Raw genomic sequence first — 18,714 nt, forward strand, 5'->3', positions numbered from 1 at the left:
ATTCCGCAAACGGAACCGGTGCCAAAAAAACAAAGGTGACCTTTTGGCATGGCAACACGGATACGGAGAAAGAGGCGCTTGAGAAAATCGTAAAAGCGTTCCACGAGCAAAATCCCGATATTCAGGTTGATATGACCTATATCGCTCAGCAGGGCGAAGGCCAGAACGAGAAGCTTCTGGCCGCCATCGCGGGCGGAAATCCTCCCGATGCAGCTTATTTCGACCGGTTCGAAATCGGCTCCTGGGCAGCGCGCGGATCGTTGACCGATCTGACCGATAAAGCGAAGGCCGACCAAATCAACGCCTCCGACTACTATGAATTTGCGATGGCCGAAGCGACGTACAAAGGAAAGCTGTACGGGCTTCCGAACGATACGGACTCCCGGCTTTTATATTATAACAAGGATCAATTCAAGGAGGTCGGGCTGGACCCGGAACATCCTCCGAAGACGATCGCCGAGCTTGAAGCCGCGGCGGAGAAGCTGACCAAGAAGACAGGCAAGCGGTTCGAGCGGATCGGATTTATCCCCTGGTACGATCAGGGCTGGATTTATACGTGGGGCTGGGCTTTCGGCGGCGATTTCTATGACAAATCGGCCGACAAAGTAACGGCAGATCACCCGAATGTGGTCAAAGCGCTCGAATGGATGCGCGACTACGCCAAGAAATACAACATTGAAGATGTCGCCGCCTTTACCGATTCGGCGGGCTCGGGAGCGGATAACCCCTTCCTCACCGGCCAGCTTAGCATGACCGTCAGCGGTCCGTGGCGCATCGCCGGAATCAAAAAATACAAGCCGGATTTAAATTACGGCGTCACCCCGATTCCTACGCCAACAGGCGACAAGTTTACGAGTTGGTCCGGCGGATTCAGCTATATCATCCCCAAAGGCGCAAAAAATGCGGACGTCGCCTGGAAATTCATTAAATTCGCGGCAGGGAAGGACGGGCAAAAAATATTCAGCGAGACGACCGGCAATCTGGCGACTATCCAATCGGTCAACGAAGGGATTAAAGATCCGGCGACGAAGAAATTCGCGGAGATTCTTCCGCAATCCCATAACCGGCCGGTCATTTCCGCAGGCTCCTTATTGTGGAACGAATTATCCAGAGCCAGAGACAGCGCGATTCATGATAAAGGGACGCCGAAAGACATTTTGCAGGAAGTTTCCCAAAAAGTGAACTCCGAATTACATAAATAGGTTGGAGAGGATACGGTAGGAGAGCCGCCTTCCGGCTTCTCTACCGCTCCTGCCACAGGAGGTTCGGCGATGAAAAGACAAAGTGTGGAAGCCGGCGAAAGGCTGTACGGTTGGTTGTTTGCTTCGCCCTGGCTGATCGGCCTGTTGATCTTTTTCCTTCTCCCGCTGGCTGCTTCCATCTACTTCAGCTTTACCACCTACAGCATTTTGGAGCCGGGGGAGTTCATCGGTCTTAACAATTACCGCGAGCTGATGCAGGACAAGGTATTTTGGGCGGCAGTCTTTAATACCGTGTACTTCGCCGTGTTTTTTGTTCCGCTCAGCATTGTGTCCGGCGTTCTGCTCGCCTTGTTTTTGAACATGAAGGTGAAAGGGATGGCGATTTACCGGACGCTCTATTTTTTGCCGACGCTGGTTCCCCAAGTCGCTCTGGCCGTCTTGTGGATGTGGCTGCTGAATCCCCATTTCGGCTTGGTGAACGGCATGCTGGATAAGCTGGGGATCGCCGGTCCCGCCTGGCTGGGAAGCGAATTTTGGTCCAAGCCGTCCCTCATTCTGATGTCTTTATGGGGAATCGGTCAGACCGTGGTCATCTATTTGGCCGGCTTGCAGGATATTTCGCAGGACTATTACGACGCGGCAGAAGTGGACGGGGCGAGCTGGCTGCAGAAGGTTCGAAGCGTAACGCTTCCGCTCCTGACGCCGGTTATTTTCTTCAATCTGGTCATGGGCGTCATCGGGGCGTTTCAACAATTTACTTTGCCGTATACGCTCACCAAAGGGCAGGGAACGCCGGCCCATTCCCTCATGTTTTACGTCATGCACTTATATGATAACGGGTTCAAATATTTCAAAATGGGCTATGCTTCGGCGATGGCGTGGCTCCTGTTTTTGGCGATTATGCTGCTGACCGGAATCTTATTTGCGACCTCCAAGCGGTGGGTTCATTATCAGGGGAAATGAGGGGGCGATCCACGGTGAACCAAAAATCGAAGAGCAAGCTGGCGAACGTATCGGCCCATGTATTTTTGCTTCTGGCTTCCGTCTTTTTTATTACGCCGTTTATATGGCTTGTCTCCACCTCACTCAAGCCGTCTACGCAAATTTTCACCTGGCCTCCGGAATGGATTCCGAAGCCGTTCACGTGGAAAAATTACTCGGACGCCGTAGAGTACATCCCGTTCTTCACCTATCTCAAGAACACGGTCGTCATTACCGTTCTTAGCACGGCCGGGGCCGTTCTGTCGTGCCCGCTCATCGCCTACAGCTTTGCCAAACTGAGATGGAACGGCAAAAAAGCGCTGTTCGCCCTGACGGTAGCGGTAATGATGATTCCCGGTCAGGTCACGATGATTCCGTTATTCGTGTTGTTCAACAAACTGGGCTGGGTCGGCACGCCGCTGCCTTTAATCGTACCGCTGTTTTTCGGCGCTCCGTTTTTTATTTTTTTGCTCAGACAGTTTTTCCTGGGGCTTCCGGATGAATTGCTCGATGCAGCCAGAATCGACGGGGCGCACGAATTCACGATTTATTGGAAGGTGATCCTTCCGTTAGCCAAGCCTGCCGTTTTGTCGGTTGCGTTGTTTCAATTTATGAACAGCTGGACGGATTTTATCGGTCCCTTGCTTTACTTGACGAACGAAGCTTCGTATACGATGTCGCTCGGGCTTCAGCAGTTTCAGAATCAGAAGGGCTCGGAGTGGGGGCTCATGATGGCGGTAGCTACGATGATGACGATTCCCGTCGTTATTCTGTTCTTCTTCACCCAGAAAAAATTTATTCAGGGAATTACGTTTTCCGGTATTAAGGGGTAGCTGATTCAATGAGAATGCTGCTGGTTAATAATAAAAAGATCGCTCTCGTTGGGAACGGAGCGATCTTTTTGGCTAAAGCCTATATAGATGAAAGCATTTTTACAGTTTCATGTTGCTGCTGTGGCCTGGGGACAGCTTGGCTGTCGGATCGATGTACACCTTCGCGTTGTTGATGGCGGTTGGCGCTTCGCCGAAACCGACGGCAATGAGCTTCAGCTTGCCGGGGTATGTCGTAATGTCGCCCGCAGCAAAAATGCCCGGAATGCTGGTTTCCATCCGCGAGTCGACGACGATGGAGCCGTTGTCGATGTTTAATCCCCATTCGGCAATCGGACCGAGGGAGGAGACGAAGCCGAAGTTGATGATCACGGCATCGACATCAATGACGCGCTCTTCGCCCGTTTTGCAGTCGGCAAGTACGACTTTCTCGATTTGGTCGCGGCCTTCGAGCTTCTTGATTTCCGTCGGAGTGATGACTTCCACCTTGGACTTCATCAGATTCTCGACGCTGTGCTCATGCGCACGGAATTTGTCGCGGCGGTGAATCAGCGTTACTTTCTCCGCGACCGGTTCCAGCATTAGAGCCCAGTCTACCGCGGAATCGCCTCCGCCGCTGATCAGTACCTTTTGACCTGCGAAGCGGTTAAGGTCGCTGACGAAGTAATGCAAGTTTTTCTTCTCGTACTGCGCGGCTTCCGGGAGTTCGAGCTTTCTCGGTTCGAACGCGCCGACGCCGCCGGTAATGATAACCGCTTTAGATTGATGCACGCCTTTGTCCGTCGTCACTTCGAACAGGCGCTCGTCTTTTTTCTCCACTTTCAATACCTTTTCTTCCAGGCAGATGGAGATCGGGAAATGCTTCATTTGCGCTTCCAAATTATTAACAAGCTCTTGCGCTGTTACCTTCGGAAAGCCGGCTACGTCATAGATGTATTTCTCCGGATAAAGCGCTGCGAGCTGACCGCCCAGTTGTGGCATGCTTTCAATCAATTTAACGGAAGCTTGGCGCATTCCTCCGTAAAACGCCGCAAACATCCCTGCCGGGCCGCCGCCCACGATAATAATGTCGACGATTTCGCTGCTCATGGTGGGTCAAACACCTCCGAAACATAGTAAGGTCCATTCTAATTATAATCGTACGGCTACGGCATTGAAAATATAAATTAGACTTTTCAATGAGTAATATAATTAATTAGCCTGATAAAGTTTTTATATGGCAAAAGGCAGCAGCCCAAGGAATCGAGAGATACCATCGTTAGTCTGGCGATTTTCCTAGGTTTTTAACCAAAATAAAACTTGCTATTTGCCTCGTATCATTATATTATTGCATTTGAATTGGTTAAAACTGTTGGTATAAATACACATCATTTGCTTATATTTTCAAACGCCGAAGGGAACCATGTAGGAAGAAAAACCATTTTTCGGCGTCGCTTGTGTAATTTTTCACAAACAGTTTTCAAACTCATATACTATATAGAAAAATATGTGATGGAAGGGATAGAACCATGAGTCGAATTCCAAGAATAGTCATTTTAGGCGCAGGCTACGGCGGGATCGTAACGGCTATTCGGTTGCAAAAAGAGCTGAATTATAATGAAGCAGACGTCACGCTCGTAAACAAACACGACTATCATTATATTACGACCCATCTGCATATGCCTGCTGCAGGGACGGATAATCCCGAAAATGCACGCGTGAACATACTGAAGCTGATCGACGAGTTCAAGATCGATTTCGTGAAATCGACCGTCGTTCAAATTCGGCCGCAAGAGAAAAAAGTCATTCTGGAAGAGGGCACGCTCTCTTACGATTACTTGGTCATCGGCCTGGGCGGCGAACCGGAAACGTTCGGCATTCCGGGGCTGAAAGAATATGCGATGAATATTCGCTCCATCAACAGCGTTCGGTTCATTCGCGAGCACGTGGAGTACCAATTCGCGAAATTCAAGCGCGAGCCTTCCCGTACGGACTATCTGACCTTCGTTGTCGGCGGCGCCGGCTTCACCGGGATCGAGTTTGTCGGTGAATTGGCCGACCGGATTCCGGACCTGTGCAAAGAATTCGATGTGGACCCATCCCTCGTAAAAATATATAACATCGAAGCGGCTCCGACGGCACTTCCGGGCTTTGACCCCGAGCTTGTCGAGTACGCGATGAACGTATTGAAAAACAAAGGCGTTACGTTCAAAATCGCCACCGCGATCAAAGAATGCACCCCGGACGGCGTCGTGCTTGCAACCGGCGAAGAAATCAAATCCGCTACCGTCATCTGGACAGGCGGCATTCGCGGCAACCATATGCTGGAGGAAGCCGGCTTCGAGACGATGCGCGGCCGCATCAAGGTCGACGATACGCTGCACGCTCCAGGGCACGACAACGTATACGTGCTCGGCGATTGCTCGATCGTGATGAGCCCGGAAGGTCGTCCTTATCCGCCAACGGCGCAAATCTCAATGCAGCAAGCCGATGTGTGCGCGCACAATCTGGTAGCGCAAATCCGCGGCTCCGAACTGAAGAAGTTCGAGTATAAACCGAAAGGTACCGTAGCCTCTCTCGGACGCGGCGAAGCGATCGGAATCGTCGGCTCCAAGAAAATCAAGGGCGGTACCGCAGCCGTGATGAAGAAGCTTATCGATCTGCGCTACTTGTACATCATCGGCGGTATTCCGCTCATGCTGAAGAAAGGCCGCTTCTAGACCGATGCGCAACTGCAGCATTCAGGTTCGGGGGCTGCTTACTCGGGAGGAGCTTGACCGATACAACGCCCTTCTCGATGTAGGTCATTACCTCGAATCGCAGAACCGTTACGACCTGTCGTATATCGTGCAGAAAGAAATCGACATCCTTATTCTTCCGGCCATTGAGCGGCTGAAGGAAAAATCGCGGCAGCGCGATCGGGACACGGAAGAGTACTTGCGGCGCAAAGAGCTGGAGCTCTTGGATGAAGACGACGAATAAACAAGCAAACCCTTGCAGCTTTCGTTTCGGCGAATGCCAGCAAGGGTTTTTTGGGCGGGTTGGCCCGTTACAGCTTCAGCATCGAAGCCATTTTCTCTTGATTCAGCAAGTTGCCGACATAGAAATCGCCGAACTCCCCGAACCGGGCGCTCGTTTCGTCAAAGCGCATTTCATGAACGATTCTCTTGAATTGCAGCGCATCGTCCGCGAACAGCGTAACGCCCCATTCCCAATCGTCCAGACCGATGGAGCCGCCGATAATTTGTTTCACTTTGCCGGCATAGTTACGGCCGATCATTCCGTGTCCGCGCATAAAGTTGCGGCGGTCTTCGGCAGGAAGCATGTACCAGTTGTCGTTGCCCTCGCGCTTCTTGTTCATCGGATAGAAGCAGATATGTCCCGCTTTCGGCAGAATCGGCTTCAGGCGCCCAACCACATCCGGGTCCTGCATCGGATCGGTTCCAGGCTTGGCCATATAAGCGCCGAGCTCGACTACGGAGACGTAAGAGTACGTCGGAATCGTCACTTGCGCGAACATGGTTTTGTTAAATTCGGTTTCCAGCTCGTTCAATTCTTCCAACGTCTCACGCAGATGCATGAAGACGAAATCGGCTTTTTGTCCGACAATGGAATAAAAGGCGGTGCTGCCCTGCTTTTGGTCCTCGGTGCTCTGATACTTGCCGAGCAGGGTGTACAGCTCGTCCTCGGCGCGTGCTCTTTCTTGAGCGGTCAAGCTTTTCCAGGCGTTCCAATCGATTGCGCGGAAATCATGCAAGCTATACCAGCCATCCAATGGATGTACGACTTCACTCATTAACGGACACTCCCTTATTCCTTCAAAATGGGCACTGCTGCCAGCTGCTTGTTTTATTGTAGCGAAATCGGCTGCAAAGGGCAAATGCCGCTCCGTGACGAAAGGGCGAACTTTTTGTGAACGCTTGCCATAATAATGCTATTACAATTCGGAGTCCGTATGCCGATGTACCTGTTAAAGGAGGCGTCCGTCATGACAAACCGGTTAACGCTAGGCATTTTGATGGGGACGCTCATCAGCATCCCGTTTTGGATCGCGGCGATCGGCTGGTACCGTTTTATTTGTTCTCTTTTGTAGCTCGCGCCTGTGATTTTTTTCATATTTCGTTCACAACGGCTCACTTTACCGCGCCTTTGTTTTTTTATACAATATAGGCATATGGAAAGGAGCTGTCCGCTTTGCTGCAATTGATCATCGTAACCGTGCTGCTGTTCGTGCTGTTTTTCGGGCTCGGTTTTATTCTAAACATGCTTATGAAAACGACTTGGTTCCCCATTTACGGATATATAGCGCTTATGATCGGCTTGGTCATTTATTGGGGCTGGGGCACCGGCTCGCTCGCCTCGAACCTGGCCGAATATTCTATCGCCGATTATGTCCCTGCCATCGGCGGCCTGATCGGCGCCATTCTTAGCGGCTCTACGATCAAATCCTTGCGTCAAAAAGGATTTAAAATGTTTTAGTTTTTTTGGTTTTTGGGTTTTATTTTTGTTTTGGGTTTTGTTTTTCTTATTTTTTTCAAAGCAGGCTCTGCCGTTTGGCAGAGCTTATGTTTTTTTGTGGGAGCAGGGGGGGGGGGGAGCGAAGAGTCGTGTGACTGCCGGAGAGTCTACGTGCCGCCTTTAAAATCGGATTCTTACCGCAAGGTAAGTTTAATAGAATCCGATTTTAAGAGCGGCCGGAGGCAGTCAGCACGACTCGCAGCGCAGCTCCCCAACACCGTATCCCTCAGAAAAAACTACCTCCAACCCCCAAAAGCCTGCTTTTTCCTCCTATCCTCTTTGTCGATTTGTGTGATAAAATGGAGGGTAAACACTTGAATCACGGATGGAGTTTTGACCGAATGCGGATAACGAATTTGCTGCATTTTTCCGAATATCACCGTTTCTATGTCATGCGGGATTTCGCTTTAAGCAGCTTGGATTATAAGATGATGGCCGCGGTGTATCAGCCGATGATCGGCGCTTACGCCGTCAGCGTATACATGACGTTGTTCCAGCAGCTGCCTGCGGACAAAGTCGGGCATTCGGCGATGGAGCAGCAGCGCAAGCTGTTTCTGGCGCTGGAGCTGGAAGCGAGCGAGAGCGGCCGGAAGCTGTTCATCGAGCAGACTTCGAGGCTGGAAGCGGTAGGGCTGCTCAAGACGTCGCGCCGGTTTGCGGCCGCTTCGGATGATTACGTGTACGAGTACACTTTGTTTGCGCCGTTGCCACCGACGGAATTTTTCCGGAATCAGCATTTGACGCTGCTGCTGCGGGATAAGGTCGGCAAATATGCGGTGTTTGCGCTGCGGGACGAGCTGGTGCTGCCGGAAGCGCAGGAAATGGCGGCCGCCAATACCGAAAATTTGTCCGTGCCGTTCTACGAGCTGTTCCGTCTGAATACGCAGGTGATCGATCACGAGCTGGAGAAGGCGTTCTTCGAATCGGCGGCGGCCAAGCCTGCCGATTCGAAGCCGGAGGTCATGTACAAGGGTTACCAATATGCGGAGATCATTATGCATTTCCCGCGGGAGTCGGTAAACCGGGACTTCGTGGAGCGGCTCAAATACGAGCCGGAGCAGCTGGCGACGATCAATTTTGTAGCGAAAAAGTACAACCTGTTCCTGACCGACGTATGCCGGCTCTTGGACGAAGACGGCGTGTTCGACGAAGACGGACGGATTGTGCTCGAGCTGCTTCAGCACAAGGCGAACCAAGTGTTCCGGCAGGATAAAAAGCGGACCGAAGAGCGGACGCGGTATATGGCGAGGATTGCGGATAAAACCGGCGAGACGGACCGCGCAAGCAATAGCCCAGCACCGGCGGGAGACAAAATCGTCGAGATGGAATATTACCTCGAAGTGCCCGATCTGTTTCAAGGAGAATGCAACCAGCATCAATACAACTACATCTTGCGCAATGAGCCGTATACGTTTTTGCTGGAGAAGATATTCAGTCAAGGCTCGATCCCGGACGGGCTGCTCGATACGCTGGCCAAAGTCGATTTGAACTACGGCCTGCGCGAGGAAGTCATGAACGTGCTGATTCATTACATGTATGTCAATAAGCGTTCCTGGTCGAGAGCGTCCATCGAGTTCAGCGTCACGGACATGCTGGCCAAGCAGGTCGGCACGTTCGAAGAAGCGGTGCAGTATATCCGCGAGCAAATGAAGTATCAGGAGCAGCAGCGGGCGCGTCGCAGTGCAGGCGCAAGCGGTGCGAGCACTCCGGCCCGGGGAGGCCGGGGGAGGCAGAAGCCGGTCATTCCGATCGTCAAGGATACGCCGGCAGCCAAAACGCTGTCTTCGGCTGAGCGGGAAGCGCTCCGAAAAATGGCGCAGCAGCTCGACGGCAAGCTGTAGAAGTCCTGGGAGAGGACTGGAGAGGACGCAATCGTACTAGAGAAGCGTCAGCGATGCCCGGCTGGCAATCAATGGGGAGGTGCAGCGGATGGAGTCGCTTGGGGAACTTTTGCGGGGCGGCCAGGGCCGTCAGTTGTTGCAGCAGGCGGAAAATAAGGTGCGGGAAATTACATCCGATCCGCTGATCGTCAAGCTGAGAGCCAAACACCCGGAGCTCGACAGCCAAACGATCAAGCTGAATTTGAATAAGCTGCACCAATATATTACGGAATATAACAATTGCAACAATTGCCCGGGGCTGGACCGGTGTCCGAACGATATGGAAGGTCATTACACGTTGCTGAACGTCGAGCCCGGAGAAGATTGGACCCGTGTGTATGACCAGAAAGTCGCGTGCAAAAAATTTATCGCCAAAGCGACGCAGGATGCGGTCCGCAGCCGCATTCGCAGCTTCTATGTGGACGAGCGGGCGCTGTCCCAAGGGTACTCGTCGCTCGAAATTTTCGATAAAGATCCGGACCGGGAAGAAGCGGCCGGACAGGTTATGCAATATATTGTAAAGATTCGTCAGGAAGGGCTTCAGTCAACGGGCCTCTACTTAGCTGGTAACTTCGGAACGGGCAAGACGTTTCTGATGTGCTATATGCTCCATGAGCTGGCAAAAGAAGGCTACAGCGGGGCGATCGTGTACATGCCGGATTTTGCCGAGGATTTGAAAACGATGTTCCAGGATCCGCTTAAGCTCAAGGAAACGATCGACGTGCTGAAGGAGACGGACCTGCTCGTCTTCGACGATATCGGGGCGGAGAATTTGAATCCTTGGCTTCGCGATCATGTGATGGGAGCGATCCTGAACTACCGGATGAACCGCAAGCCGACGTTTTTTACGTCCAATCACGATTTGGACGCGCTGGAGAAGCACTTCAGCTTCACCAGCAAGGACGGGGACGAAGAGTTCAAAGGGCGGCGCATTATGGACCGGATTCGGCCATTTGTCGACGTGGTCATGGTTAACGGATATAACAAACGGGGAGCACGATCCTGATCCTAGGGCCGTGCTCCTTGAGCTTTGCACGAAAACGCACAAAAAAGCCTCTGCCGCCCTCCGGAAAGGAGATCAAGCAGAGGCTTTTCGCAATGGCAGGGCCATTATTACTTCATCATAAGCGAAGCCGCTGTCGCGATGATGCCGACCACGAGCAGGATGGCGAAGAAAACGCCGAAGCCCGTAGCAACGTCGATAAAGTCATTCCGTTGTTCTTCGTACACGTGCAGTTCGGGATTTCTTGTCGAGTCGTTCATACAAGGTTCCTCCTTAGGGTTGTGCCGGGCAAAGCCGCCTGACGGCACAGCTTAGGCAGCTTAGCGATACTCATATACGGCTAGTATACCCAAAACCGCCTTCCATTGTAAAGGATGTAAAGTGACAATTGTGCAAACTTTGGCTCGGTTGAAAAAGGCTCTCGATGTGGTATACTTTACATGTTGACATTATTTCCGCAAAAGGAGAAATTGAATCATGGCTATCGTTAATGTGTCTGACCAATCTTTCTCAACTGAAGTAGAAGGATCCGGTACGGTTCTCGTAGATTTTTGGGCTCCTTGGTGTGGACCTTGCAAAATGATCGCTCCCGTGTTGGAGGAGCTGGATAAAGAAATCGGCGAAAGCGTGAAAATCGCGAAAGTGAACGTGGACGACAACCCGGAGTCCGCTTCCCGTTTCGGCGTAATGAGCATTCCGACGCTGATCGTGTTCAAAGACGGCCAGCCGGTCGATAAAATCGTCGGCTTCCAGTCCAAAGATGCGCTGAAAAACGTATTGGACCGCCATCAATAATTTGGCAGCCTGCGGATCGCGTGAGAAAAAGCTCTTTTTCTGCTATGCTGGAAAAAGAGCTTTTTGCCGTTGGGAAAGGGGAGGTATTCGTTGACTGAATATGCAGGGGAACCGGATCGCCAGGACCGGAAAAAAATACTGGAAGCGATCAAAAACAAGCTGTCGCTCGTCCCGGAGCAGCCCGGCTGCTACCTGATGAAGAACCGGGAAGGCACGATCATCTACGTCGGCAAAGCGAAGGTGCTGCGCAACCGGCTGCGGTCCTATTTTACCGGGAGCCATACGATCAAGACGCAACTGCTCGTAAACGATATTGTCGATTTCGAGTACATCGTGACGGCCAATAACATGGAAGCGCTCATTCTGGAGTGCAATCTGATCAAAAAATATTATCCGCGATACAACGTTCTGCTGAAGGACGACAAGTCGTTTCCATACATCAAAATTACGAACGAAAAGCATCCCCGGCTGGAAGTGACGCGCCGGGTGCTAAAGGATAAGGCCAAATATTTCGGTCCTTATCCGAACCCGTACGCCGCGGGGGCGACGAAGAAGCTGCTGGACCGGCTATATCCGCTCCGCAAATGCAAAACGCTCCCGGATCGCGTATGCCTCTACTATCATCTCGGACAGTGCATCGCGCCCTGTGAGTATGAGGTCGAGCAGGAGACGTACGACAAGATGGTGCACGAAATTAGCCGCTTTCTCGGCGGCGGGCATAACGAAATCAAGCAGGAGCTGACCCGCAAAATGCACGAAGCGGCGGAGGAGCTCAACTTCGAGCGGGCGAAGGAGCTGCGGGACCAGATTCAGCATATCGATACCGTCATGGAAAAGCAGAAGATCACGACGACGGACACCGTGGATCGCGACGTCTTCGGCTTCGCCGTGGACAAGGGCTGGATGTGCGTACAGATCCTCTATATGCGCCAAGGCAAGCTGATCGAGCGCCATGCGTCGTCCTTTCCGTACTACGGCGAAGCGTATGACGATTTCCTGACGTTCGTGACGCAATATTACAGCGAGAATCCGGCGCTGCCGAAGGAAGTGTTCCTCCCGGCATGGACGGAAGGGCAGCAGCCCGCGCCGGGCTCGGAAGCAGCCGCTGCTGTCGAGGCGCCAACGATGGATACGCACATAGGTATGGTGGCCGAAGCCGGAACAGCGTATTCCACAGATGCCGATCCGGAGCCGGCCGATGACCTGACGGAAGCGGACGATCCCGCCGGATCGGGGTCCAAGGCCGATGTGAAGGAAGCGCTGGAAAGCTGGCTCAAGGTCAAAGTGCATATTCCGCGGCGCGGACTCAAAAAAAATATGGTCGATATGGCATGTGACAACGCCCGCGTATCGCTGGAAGAAAAATTCCGTCTGATCGAGCGTGACGCGGACCGGACGGTCAAAGCGGTCGAGAATCTGGGACAATGGCTTGGCATCGGAATGGTGCACCGAATCGAGGCGTTCGACAACTCGAACATTCAAGGATCGGACCCGGTGTCCGCGATGGTCGTATTTACGAACGGCAAGCCGGACCGCAAGGAGTACCGGAAGTACAAAATCCGTACCGTACAAGGTCCGGACGATTACGAAACGATGCGGGAAGTGGTGCGCCGCCGGTACGAGCGGGTGCTCAAGGAAGAACTGCAAATGCCTGACCTGATCGTCATCGACGGCGGGCGGGGTCATATGTCCGCAGCGATCGACGTACTGGAGAACGAGCTTGGGCTTTACATTCCCGTCTGCGGGCTGGTCAAAGACGCGAAGCACAAAACCGCCCAGCTGCTGATCGGCGATCCGGCCGAAGTCGTCCCGGTGCCGCGCGACAGCCAGGAGTTTTATTTGCTCCAGCGCATTCAAGACGAAGTGCACCGCTTCGCGATCACGTTCCACCGGGAAACCCGCGCCAAGTCGATGACTGTCTCGCAGCTCGACGCGATCCCTGGCATTGGCGAGAAGCGGCGCAAGGCGCTGCTGAAGCATTTCGGCTCGCTCAAAAAAATAAAAGAGGCCGAAGTCGTAGACTTCAAGCCTCTGGGGATCGGGGAAAAGCTGGCGGGCCAAATTTTATCGGCGTTAAACGGCCGGAATCCGGATTCGTCTCCGGAAGCGGGGGAGCTCCAGGAAGAGATACGGCAGGCGGACGCCGATTAAACCGGCTGTGGAGCCATGCAATGATCCATCCAACCGCTGCGGGCATAAGGAGATACAGCGTTCCGAGGGCAATCTGCAGCGGCTCCCCCGTATACATAAGCGATAGTCCCATCAGGATGCTGTCCATAGCGGCGTGGGCGAACATAGCGGTCAGGAAGCCGTACCGCAGAAACGCCCATCCAAAGATCAGGCCGAGCACCGTCACCTCGATCAGCCGCGTGTACACCGGATAGATCGGGTACTGCGTATGGCTCATGGCCCAGATGACGCTGGGCAGGAGCACGGCCAGCACCCGGCTGCGGGTCATTCTGAGCACAAGCGCAATGCCGAGCAGCCGGTAGACGGCCTCCTCCGATATCGCGGCAGCCCAAGCCATTAGTGGGAATAAGCCCGGTACGCGCATGTTGTAGATGGAGTCCGACGGTTCGCTAACCGCCCATACGTCGAACGCCTCGGAGGCGATGAAGAGCAGCACTTGCTGCACGCCAAGGATGAATACACAGATCAAGTAGCCGCGTACCATGGCCGTTCTCGTCTCGCTTCCGAACTGCGGATCGCGCCATACCGGCCACGCATTCCAGCCGCGGTTCAGCCAAAGCTGCCGCCCGGCCAGGAAGGAAAGGTAAGTCGAGACGGCCATCAGCGTAATGAAAATATTCATAATGATCAAATAGATAGCGGCCTCCGGTTCCGAGGGGCCGCTTCCGTGCATCGTGCGGAAGGCTGGCAGCATATTGAAGTTGTTCGTCAGATAGATGCCCAAAAACAGCATCGTCAGCACCGTGCCGCGCCCGAAGCGGATTTCCTTCCGATAGCGGATAATGACGATCAACGCGGCAAACGTCATCAACAGAGACATCGCCATGCTGATTCTTGTCATCAGGGCCGACCGCTCGTCTTGGGCTTGCTGCCAAGAGATAAAGCTGTCCGGAACCGGAAAAGCCGGTTTAAATGACGCTATTTGTCCGCCGGACACGTCGAGCCGCAGCTCCAGCTCCGCCTCGCCAATTTGCTCCGTTTTGCTTACATAAACGAGAGCTCCGTTACGTTCCTTGCCTTTGTCCTCAGATCGTATAAACTGCTCCGGTGCGTAGCCCATGTCCCGGATCGCGCGCTCCGCCAATCGGGCGAGATCGGTTTCGGACGAGCTTACCGCGTCGCTTTTCGCAGTCGGAGATTTGCTGCGCGCCCAACCGAAGATTTGCAGCGTTTTGTAATTTACGGCGACATAATAAGTTGTTCCGTTCGGCTTGTCGTTAATCTCGACCTCGTAAAACTCCAGCGGATATTGGTCGCCGTAGCGCTTCGCGTATTCTTCGTACAGGTGTTCTTTTTGCAGATAGCCGCTAATGGCCGTGTACGCTTGATACAGCACGTTCGTCTGCGGCTCCGGGGACAGCTTGAACCGGCTGCGCACAAAGTCGGCCGCCGCTGTAGCCGCTTGCTGTTTGGACACTTCCGGTGCGTTCGTGGGGGCTTGGTCCACCCGCTCCGTTTCCCGAAAAAAAGGAGAGACGATGATGACGCCAAAGTACAACAGTAGACCGACAACGGCAAGCAACGGCAGGGGAGTTGCGGAATAAAATCGTTTCGGCATAAGAGCTCCTTATCGGATCTGGAATAATAACAGTGTATTCTTTTAAATTAGCATACATGCTCCCGGAAAATCCATCGATATCGCGAGCATGTCAGGGGAAAAACGCGAAAAGCGAAGCGACATGGTCGTAAGAGCGCTTACATCTGTCCTAACGTTCTGATTCTCGTGCCATTTCCGTCAAAAACAGCTTTGTACTTCCAGGCAAACGGGATTATAATTCAATTCATATCAATTGAATAAAAGAGCCGAATTTCTTTACGAAAACGGGGGAACCATGATTTTAGGGGTGAATTCCGCAAGTCCTTTCTTTTGGGATTGTGGATAGGGTGCCTGTAAACCCGAATCCGTCAGCTAACCTCGTAGGCTTTCTTTGCAGGAACCTGTACACACGACACTAGGGTTTCCAGTGTCTTTTTTGTTGCCTGAAACCTGTTAACAGAGGTGTATGATGAAATCCATCGCCAAAAAAATCGAGCTGACGCCGCCGCAAATTTTAGTGATCGGCTTTGCGGTTATCATTCTGCTCGGAGCTACTCTTCTCTCCTTACCGATCTCCTCGGCAAGCGGACAACCTACGCTGTTTATCGACGCGTTATTCACGGCCACGTCCGCTACATGCGTAACCGGATTGGTTGTTGTAGACACGGGCAGCCATTATTCCATGTTTGGACAAATTGTCATTATTTCCTTGATCCAGGTCGGGGGCCTCGGCTTTATGACCATGGCGACGCTGTTTGCTTTCGTGCTCCGAAAGCGCATATCGCTAAAGGAACGGCTCATCTTGCAGGAAGCGATGAACCAAGGGAGCATGGAAGGGATCGTCCGCCTGATCCGGCGCGTCATCGTCTATTCACTAACGATCGAATTCGTTGCGGCCGTTATTTTCTCCATTCGCTGGTCATTCGATTTGGGGATAGCCAAAGGCATTTATTTCGGCATATTCCATGCCATTTCGTTTTTTAACAACGCCGGCTTCGACTTATTCGGCTCCGTCGTCGCTCCGTTCACGAGTCTGACAACGTACGCGGACGATTGGATCGTGAATATCGTTTCGATGAGCTTGATCATATTGGGCGGCATAGGCTTCGTCGTCATGTCCGACGTCGTCGACTACAAGAAGCATAAGCGATTGTCGCTGCATTCCAAGGTCGTGCTGTCAGCCACCGGCTTTCTGATCGTGATTGGGGCCATTGTTATCTTTATTTTCGAGTTTACGAATCAGAAGACGCTGGGTTCGCTGAACTGGTCCGGCAAAATTCTGGCTTCGTTCTTTCAATCCGTTTCGCCGCGGACGGCCGGGGCGAACTCGGTCGATATCGGGGCCATGCGCCAGGCGTCGCAATTTTTTATCATTATCCTGATGTTTATCGGGGCGTCTCCTGGATCGACCGGCGGCGGGATTAAGACAACGACGTTCACGACGCTGATCGGTGCGATGATCGCCATGATCCGCGGGAAAGAGGATATCGTGCTGTTCCATTACCGGCTTGGCAAGGATCGCATTCTTAAAGCGATTACGCTCACGATGATCGCTTTGTTTCTGGTCATTTTTGTCACGATGCTGCTCACCACGACGGAAAGCCAGTCGTTCCTGAAACTGTTGTTCGAGGTGACTTCCGCCTTCGGCACGGTCGGATTAACGATGGGTGTGACGCCGGAACTTTCTTTTTTTGGAAAAATCATGATTTCTCTCACTATGTTTGCCGGACGTCTCGGACCGCTTACGCTCGCTTATGCGCTTGGACCGAAAGCGGAAAAAGAGTTGTACCGATACCCGGAAGGAAAAATTACGATCGGATAGGGGAAGCTAACGAATGAAACGTAGTCAGTATGCAGTCATCGGCCTCGGCCGCTTCGGTTCCAGCCTTGCTAAGGAACTGATCAAGCTCGGTTATGAGGTGCTGGGCATCGACAAGGATGAAGAAGCGGTGGAGGAGATGAGCGACGAGCTGACGCACGTCGTGGTGGCGGACGCTACCGACGAGGATGTGATCCGCTCGCTCGGCATCCGGAATTTTGATTGCGTGGTCGTCTCCATCGGCGATGACATTCAAGCGAGTATTTTAACGGCGATTTTGTTAAAAGATAGCGGTGTGGGCATGGTGGTAGCCAAAGCGCTGTCCGAGCTGCACGGCAAAGTGCTGCAAAAGATCGGGGTGGACCGTGTCATCTATCCCGAGCGGGATATGGGCATCCGGGTGGCGCACCAGCTGGTTTCGCCCAATCTGCTCGATTACATCGAGCTGTCCAAAGACTATACGATTGCCGAACTCGCGGTGCCGCGCAGCTTGAACGGCCGTTCGTTGAAGGATCTCGATCCGAGAGCGCGGTACGGCTGCAGCGTCGTTGCTATTAATAAGAAGAGCGGCGTCATCATCGCTCCGACGGCCGAAGACATGGTGGAAGAGCGCGATGTCATGGTTGTCATCGGCACGAACGAGCAGATCGAGACGTTCGAGAATGAGGTTATCCGGTAGAAGAGGGCGATCAATCGCAGCAGGGCCGATTTTTCGGGAGGCGAAGAGGCATAAATGGAAAATAGTGTTATGATCGAACACGTACTCTTTCTTATTATATTTATCCTCCTCATCGGTATGATTTTTGGAAAAGTGGCGAGCTGGCTAAAACTGCCGGACGTCGCTCTTTTTTTGATCGCGGGCGTTGTCGTTGGCCAAGGGCTGCATCTGGTCAACGAGCCGAGCAGCTCGTTTATGAACCAGTTTATTTTGACGGCCGGCTCGGCGCTTATTCTGTTCGATGGCGGTCGGAATATCAAGTTGTCGGGGCTTCGCAAAGTATGGATCACCGTATCGCTGCTCAGTGTGCCCGGGGTTCTGATCACCTGCGCCGTCGTTGCTTTTGCTGCACACTGGCTGCTCGGTATCCCGATGATGTACGCGGTGCTGCTCGGCGCGATCATCTCATCGACGGACCCGGCGACGCTCATCCCCGTGTTCAAACAGGTGCGCATTCGTCCGAAGGTGCGGGAAACGGTCGAAAGCGAATCCGCCTTCAACGACGCCACGGGCTCGATCCTGACCTTTTCGGTGCTCGGGGCCATTACGGGCGGACAAGCATTGTCGGTGGGCGCCGGCGTGATCGGGTTTGTGCAGACTGCCGTGGGCGGCATTGTCGTCGGCTTGCTCGTTGGACTTGTGCTGGTCTATGTCACGGCTCACTTTAAGCTCGGCTGGCTGCGGGATTATGCGACCATCGCCTTGATCGTCACGGCGCTCGGCGCGTATTGGCTCGGCGACGTGCTGCACGTCAGCGGCTTTATGGCGACCTTCGTGGCCGGACTCATCTGGGGCAATCACGAGTTGTTCAAGCTGGAGCTGAACGACAAGCTGCACGAAATGGCCCATTTTACCGAAAATATGACGGTGGTTATGCGGATGCTCATCTTTATTATGTTGGGCAGCCAAGTGAATTTCCGGGTTATCCTCGACCATTTGTGGCCGAGCCTTGCTGTCATTGTCGTCTTTATGCTGATTGCCCGCCCGTTGACGGTGCTGGCCTGCGCGCTTCCCGACCGCAAGGCCGAGTGGAAACGCAACGAGATTGTATTCATGTTCTGGGTGCGTGAAACGGGAGTGATCCCGGCGGCGTTATCGGGCATGGTTGTCGGGATGGGCGTGAAGTATGGGGACGTTATCGCGTCGGTCACGTTTCTTGCCGTACTGCTGACTATCCTGCTCCAGGCCGGAACGACGGCGTATGTCGCCCGCAGGCTCGGATTGGAGGAGAAGACGGACGGAGAGACTTGACGCTTCGTCTC

Annotated in this window: 16 protein-coding genes, 1 pseudogene and 1 riboswitch; of the genes and pseudogenes, 13 read left to right on the forward strand and 4 right to left on the reverse strand. The window is 53.1% G+C overall.

From position 1 onward, the window contains the following. Nucleotides 1–35 precede the first annotated feature (35 nt). From NI000_RS10050 to NI000_RS10060, 3 genes are all read left to right on the forward strand, one after another. Nucleotides 36–1,202 carry an ABC transporter substrate-binding protein gene (locus NI000_RS10050; RefSeq protein WP_253410067.1) on the forward strand — a complete coding sequence of 389 codons (1,167 nt, stop codon included), beginning with the start codon at nt 36–38 and terminating at the stop codon, nt 1,200–1,202. 69 nt (nt 1,203–1,271) lie between these two features. Next, nucleotides 1,272–2,165, forward strand: coding sequence for a carbohydrate ABC transporter permease (locus tag NI000_RS10055; RefSeq protein ID WP_253410069.1), 894 nt, complete (start codon nt 1,272–1,274; stop codon nt 2,163–2,165). A 14-nt stretch (nt 2,166–2,179) separates the two neighbouring features. Next, entirely contained in the window at nt 2,180–3,016 is an 837-nt protein-coding gene (locus tag NI000_RS10060) for a carbohydrate ABC transporter permease (RefSeq protein ID WP_253410071.1), read from the forward strand. 99 nt (nt 3,017–3,115) lie between these two features. On the opposite strand, the gene NI000_RS10065 is transcribed toward NI000_RS10060, so the two are convergent. Then, nucleotides 3,116–4,102, reverse strand: coding sequence for an NAD(P)/FAD-dependent oxidoreductase (locus NI000_RS10065; RefSeq protein WP_253410073.1), 987 nt, complete (start codon nt 4,100–4,102; stop codon nt 3,116–3,118). A gap of 419 nt (nt 4,103–4,521) precedes the next feature. Here NI000_RS10065 and NI000_RS10070 point away from each other — a divergent pair, with 419 nt between their 5' ends. Then, nucleotides 4,522–5,712, forward strand: coding sequence for an NAD(P)/FAD-dependent oxidoreductase (locus NI000_RS10070; RefSeq protein ID WP_054972854.1), 1,191 nt, complete (start codon nt 4,522–4,524; stop codon nt 5,710–5,712). 4 nt (nt 5,713–5,716) lie between these two features. After that, the gene (locus NI000_RS10075; protein WP_054972855.1) at nt 5,717–5,974 is read left to right on the forward strand and encodes a hypothetical protein; all 258 of its coding nucleotides are present in this window, start codon (nt 5,717–5,719) and stop codon (nt 5,972–5,974) included. Between the two features lie 67 nt (nt 5,975–6,041). Here NI000_RS10075 and hemQ read toward each other — a convergent pair whose 3' ends face one another. Continuing rightward, nucleotides 6,042–6,788, reverse strand: a complete 747-nt coding sequence (gene hemQ, locus NI000_RS10080; RefSeq protein ID WP_253410075.1) for a hydrogen peroxide-dependent heme synthase — start codon at nt 6,786–6,788, stop codon at nt 6,042–6,044. Between the two features lie 398 nt (nt 6,789–7,186). Between hemQ and NI000_RS10085 the strand changes: the two genes are divergently transcribed. From NI000_RS10085 to dnaI, 3 genes are all read left to right on the forward strand, one after another. After that, complete coding sequence (locus NI000_RS10085) at nt 7,187–7,471, forward strand: YuiB family protein (protein ID WP_253410077.1); 285 nt, start codon at nt 7,187–7,189, stop codon at nt 7,469–7,471. Between the two features lie 380 nt (nt 7,472–7,851). Next, the gene (locus NI000_RS10090; RefSeq protein ID WP_253410199.1) at nt 7,852–9,351 is read left to right on the forward strand and encodes a helicase DnaB; all 1,500 of its coding nucleotides are present in this window, start codon (nt 7,852–7,854) and stop codon (nt 9,349–9,351) included. Between the two features lie 88 nt (nt 9,352–9,439). After that, nucleotides 9,440–10,396 (forward strand): primosomal protein DnaI, encoded by a 957-nt coding sequence (dnaI, locus tag NI000_RS10095; RefSeq protein ID WP_253410079.1) that lies wholly within the window; start codon nt 9,440–9,442, stop codon nt 10,394–10,396. 107 nt (nt 10,397–10,503) lie between these two features. On the opposite strand, the gene NI000_RS10100 is transcribed toward dnaI, so the two are convergent. Beyond that, a complete protein-coding gene (locus tag NI000_RS10100; RefSeq protein ID WP_010493655.1) occupies nt 10,504–10,653 on the reverse strand; it encodes a hypothetical protein in 150 nt (49 codons plus the stop codon). A 217-nt stretch (nt 10,654–10,870) separates the two neighbouring features. Between NI000_RS10100 and trxA the strand changes: the two genes are divergently transcribed. Together trxA and uvrC are read left to right on the forward strand one after the other, a co-directional pair. Continuing rightward, nucleotides 10,871–11,188: a thioredoxin gene (gene trxA / locus NI000_RS10105; RefSeq protein WP_253410081.1), complete on the forward strand. Its 318-nt coding sequence runs from the start codon at nt 10,871–10,873 to the stop codon at nt 11,186–11,188. 195 nt (nt 11,189–11,383) lie between these two features. Continuing rightward, the gene (gene uvrC / locus NI000_RS10110; protein ID WP_375540961.1) at nt 11,384–13,339 is read left to right on the forward strand and encodes an excinuclease ABC subunit UvrC; all 1,956 of its coding nucleotides are present in this window, start codon (nt 11,384–11,386) and stop codon (nt 13,337–13,339) included. Between the two features lie 130 nt (nt 13,340–13,469). Here uvrC and NI000_RS36925 read toward each other — a convergent pair. Beyond that, a pseudogene (locus NI000_RS36925) lies at nt 13,470–14,936 on the reverse strand (CPBP family intramembrane glutamic endopeptidase); the annotation flags it as partial. Between the two features lie 233 nt (nt 14,937–15,169). Continuing rightward, a riboswitch (cyclic di-AMP (ydaO/yuaA leader) is annotated at nt 15,170–15,317 on the forward strand. Nucleotides 15,318–15,384: 67 nt separating this feature from the next. On the opposite strand from NI000_RS36925, the gene NI000_RS10120 reads away from it, so the two are divergent. The 3 genes from NI000_RS10120 to NI000_RS10130 are packed head-to-tail and all read left to right on the forward strand — an operon-like array spanning nt 15,385 to nt 18,703. After that, nucleotides 15,385–16,737 carry a TrkH family potassium uptake protein gene (locus NI000_RS10120; RefSeq protein ID WP_253410203.1) on the forward strand — a complete coding sequence of 451 codons (1,353 nt, stop codon included), beginning with the start codon at nt 15,385–15,387 and terminating at the stop codon, nt 16,735–16,737. Nucleotides 16,738–16,750: 13 nt separating this feature from the next. Beyond that, nucleotides 16,751–17,413 carry a potassium channel family protein gene (locus NI000_RS10125; RefSeq protein ID WP_253410083.1) on the forward strand — a complete coding sequence of 221 codons (663 nt, stop codon included), beginning with the start codon at nt 16,751–16,753 and terminating at the stop codon, nt 17,411–17,413. A gap of 54 nt (nt 17,414–17,467) precedes the next feature. Continuing rightward, nucleotides 17,468–18,703 carry a cation:proton antiporter gene (locus NI000_RS10130; protein ID WP_253410084.1) on the forward strand — a complete coding sequence of 412 codons (1,236 nt, stop codon included), beginning with the start codon at nt 17,468–17,470 and terminating at the stop codon, nt 18,701–18,703. The last annotated feature ends 11 nt before the right edge of the window (nt 18,704–18,714 follow it).

The organism is Paenibacillus tyrphae, assembly GCF_024158745.1.
Taxonomy (GTDB): domain Bacteria; phylum Bacillota; class Bacilli; order Paenibacillales; family NBRC-103111; genus Paenibacillus_G; species Paenibacillus_G tyrfis_A.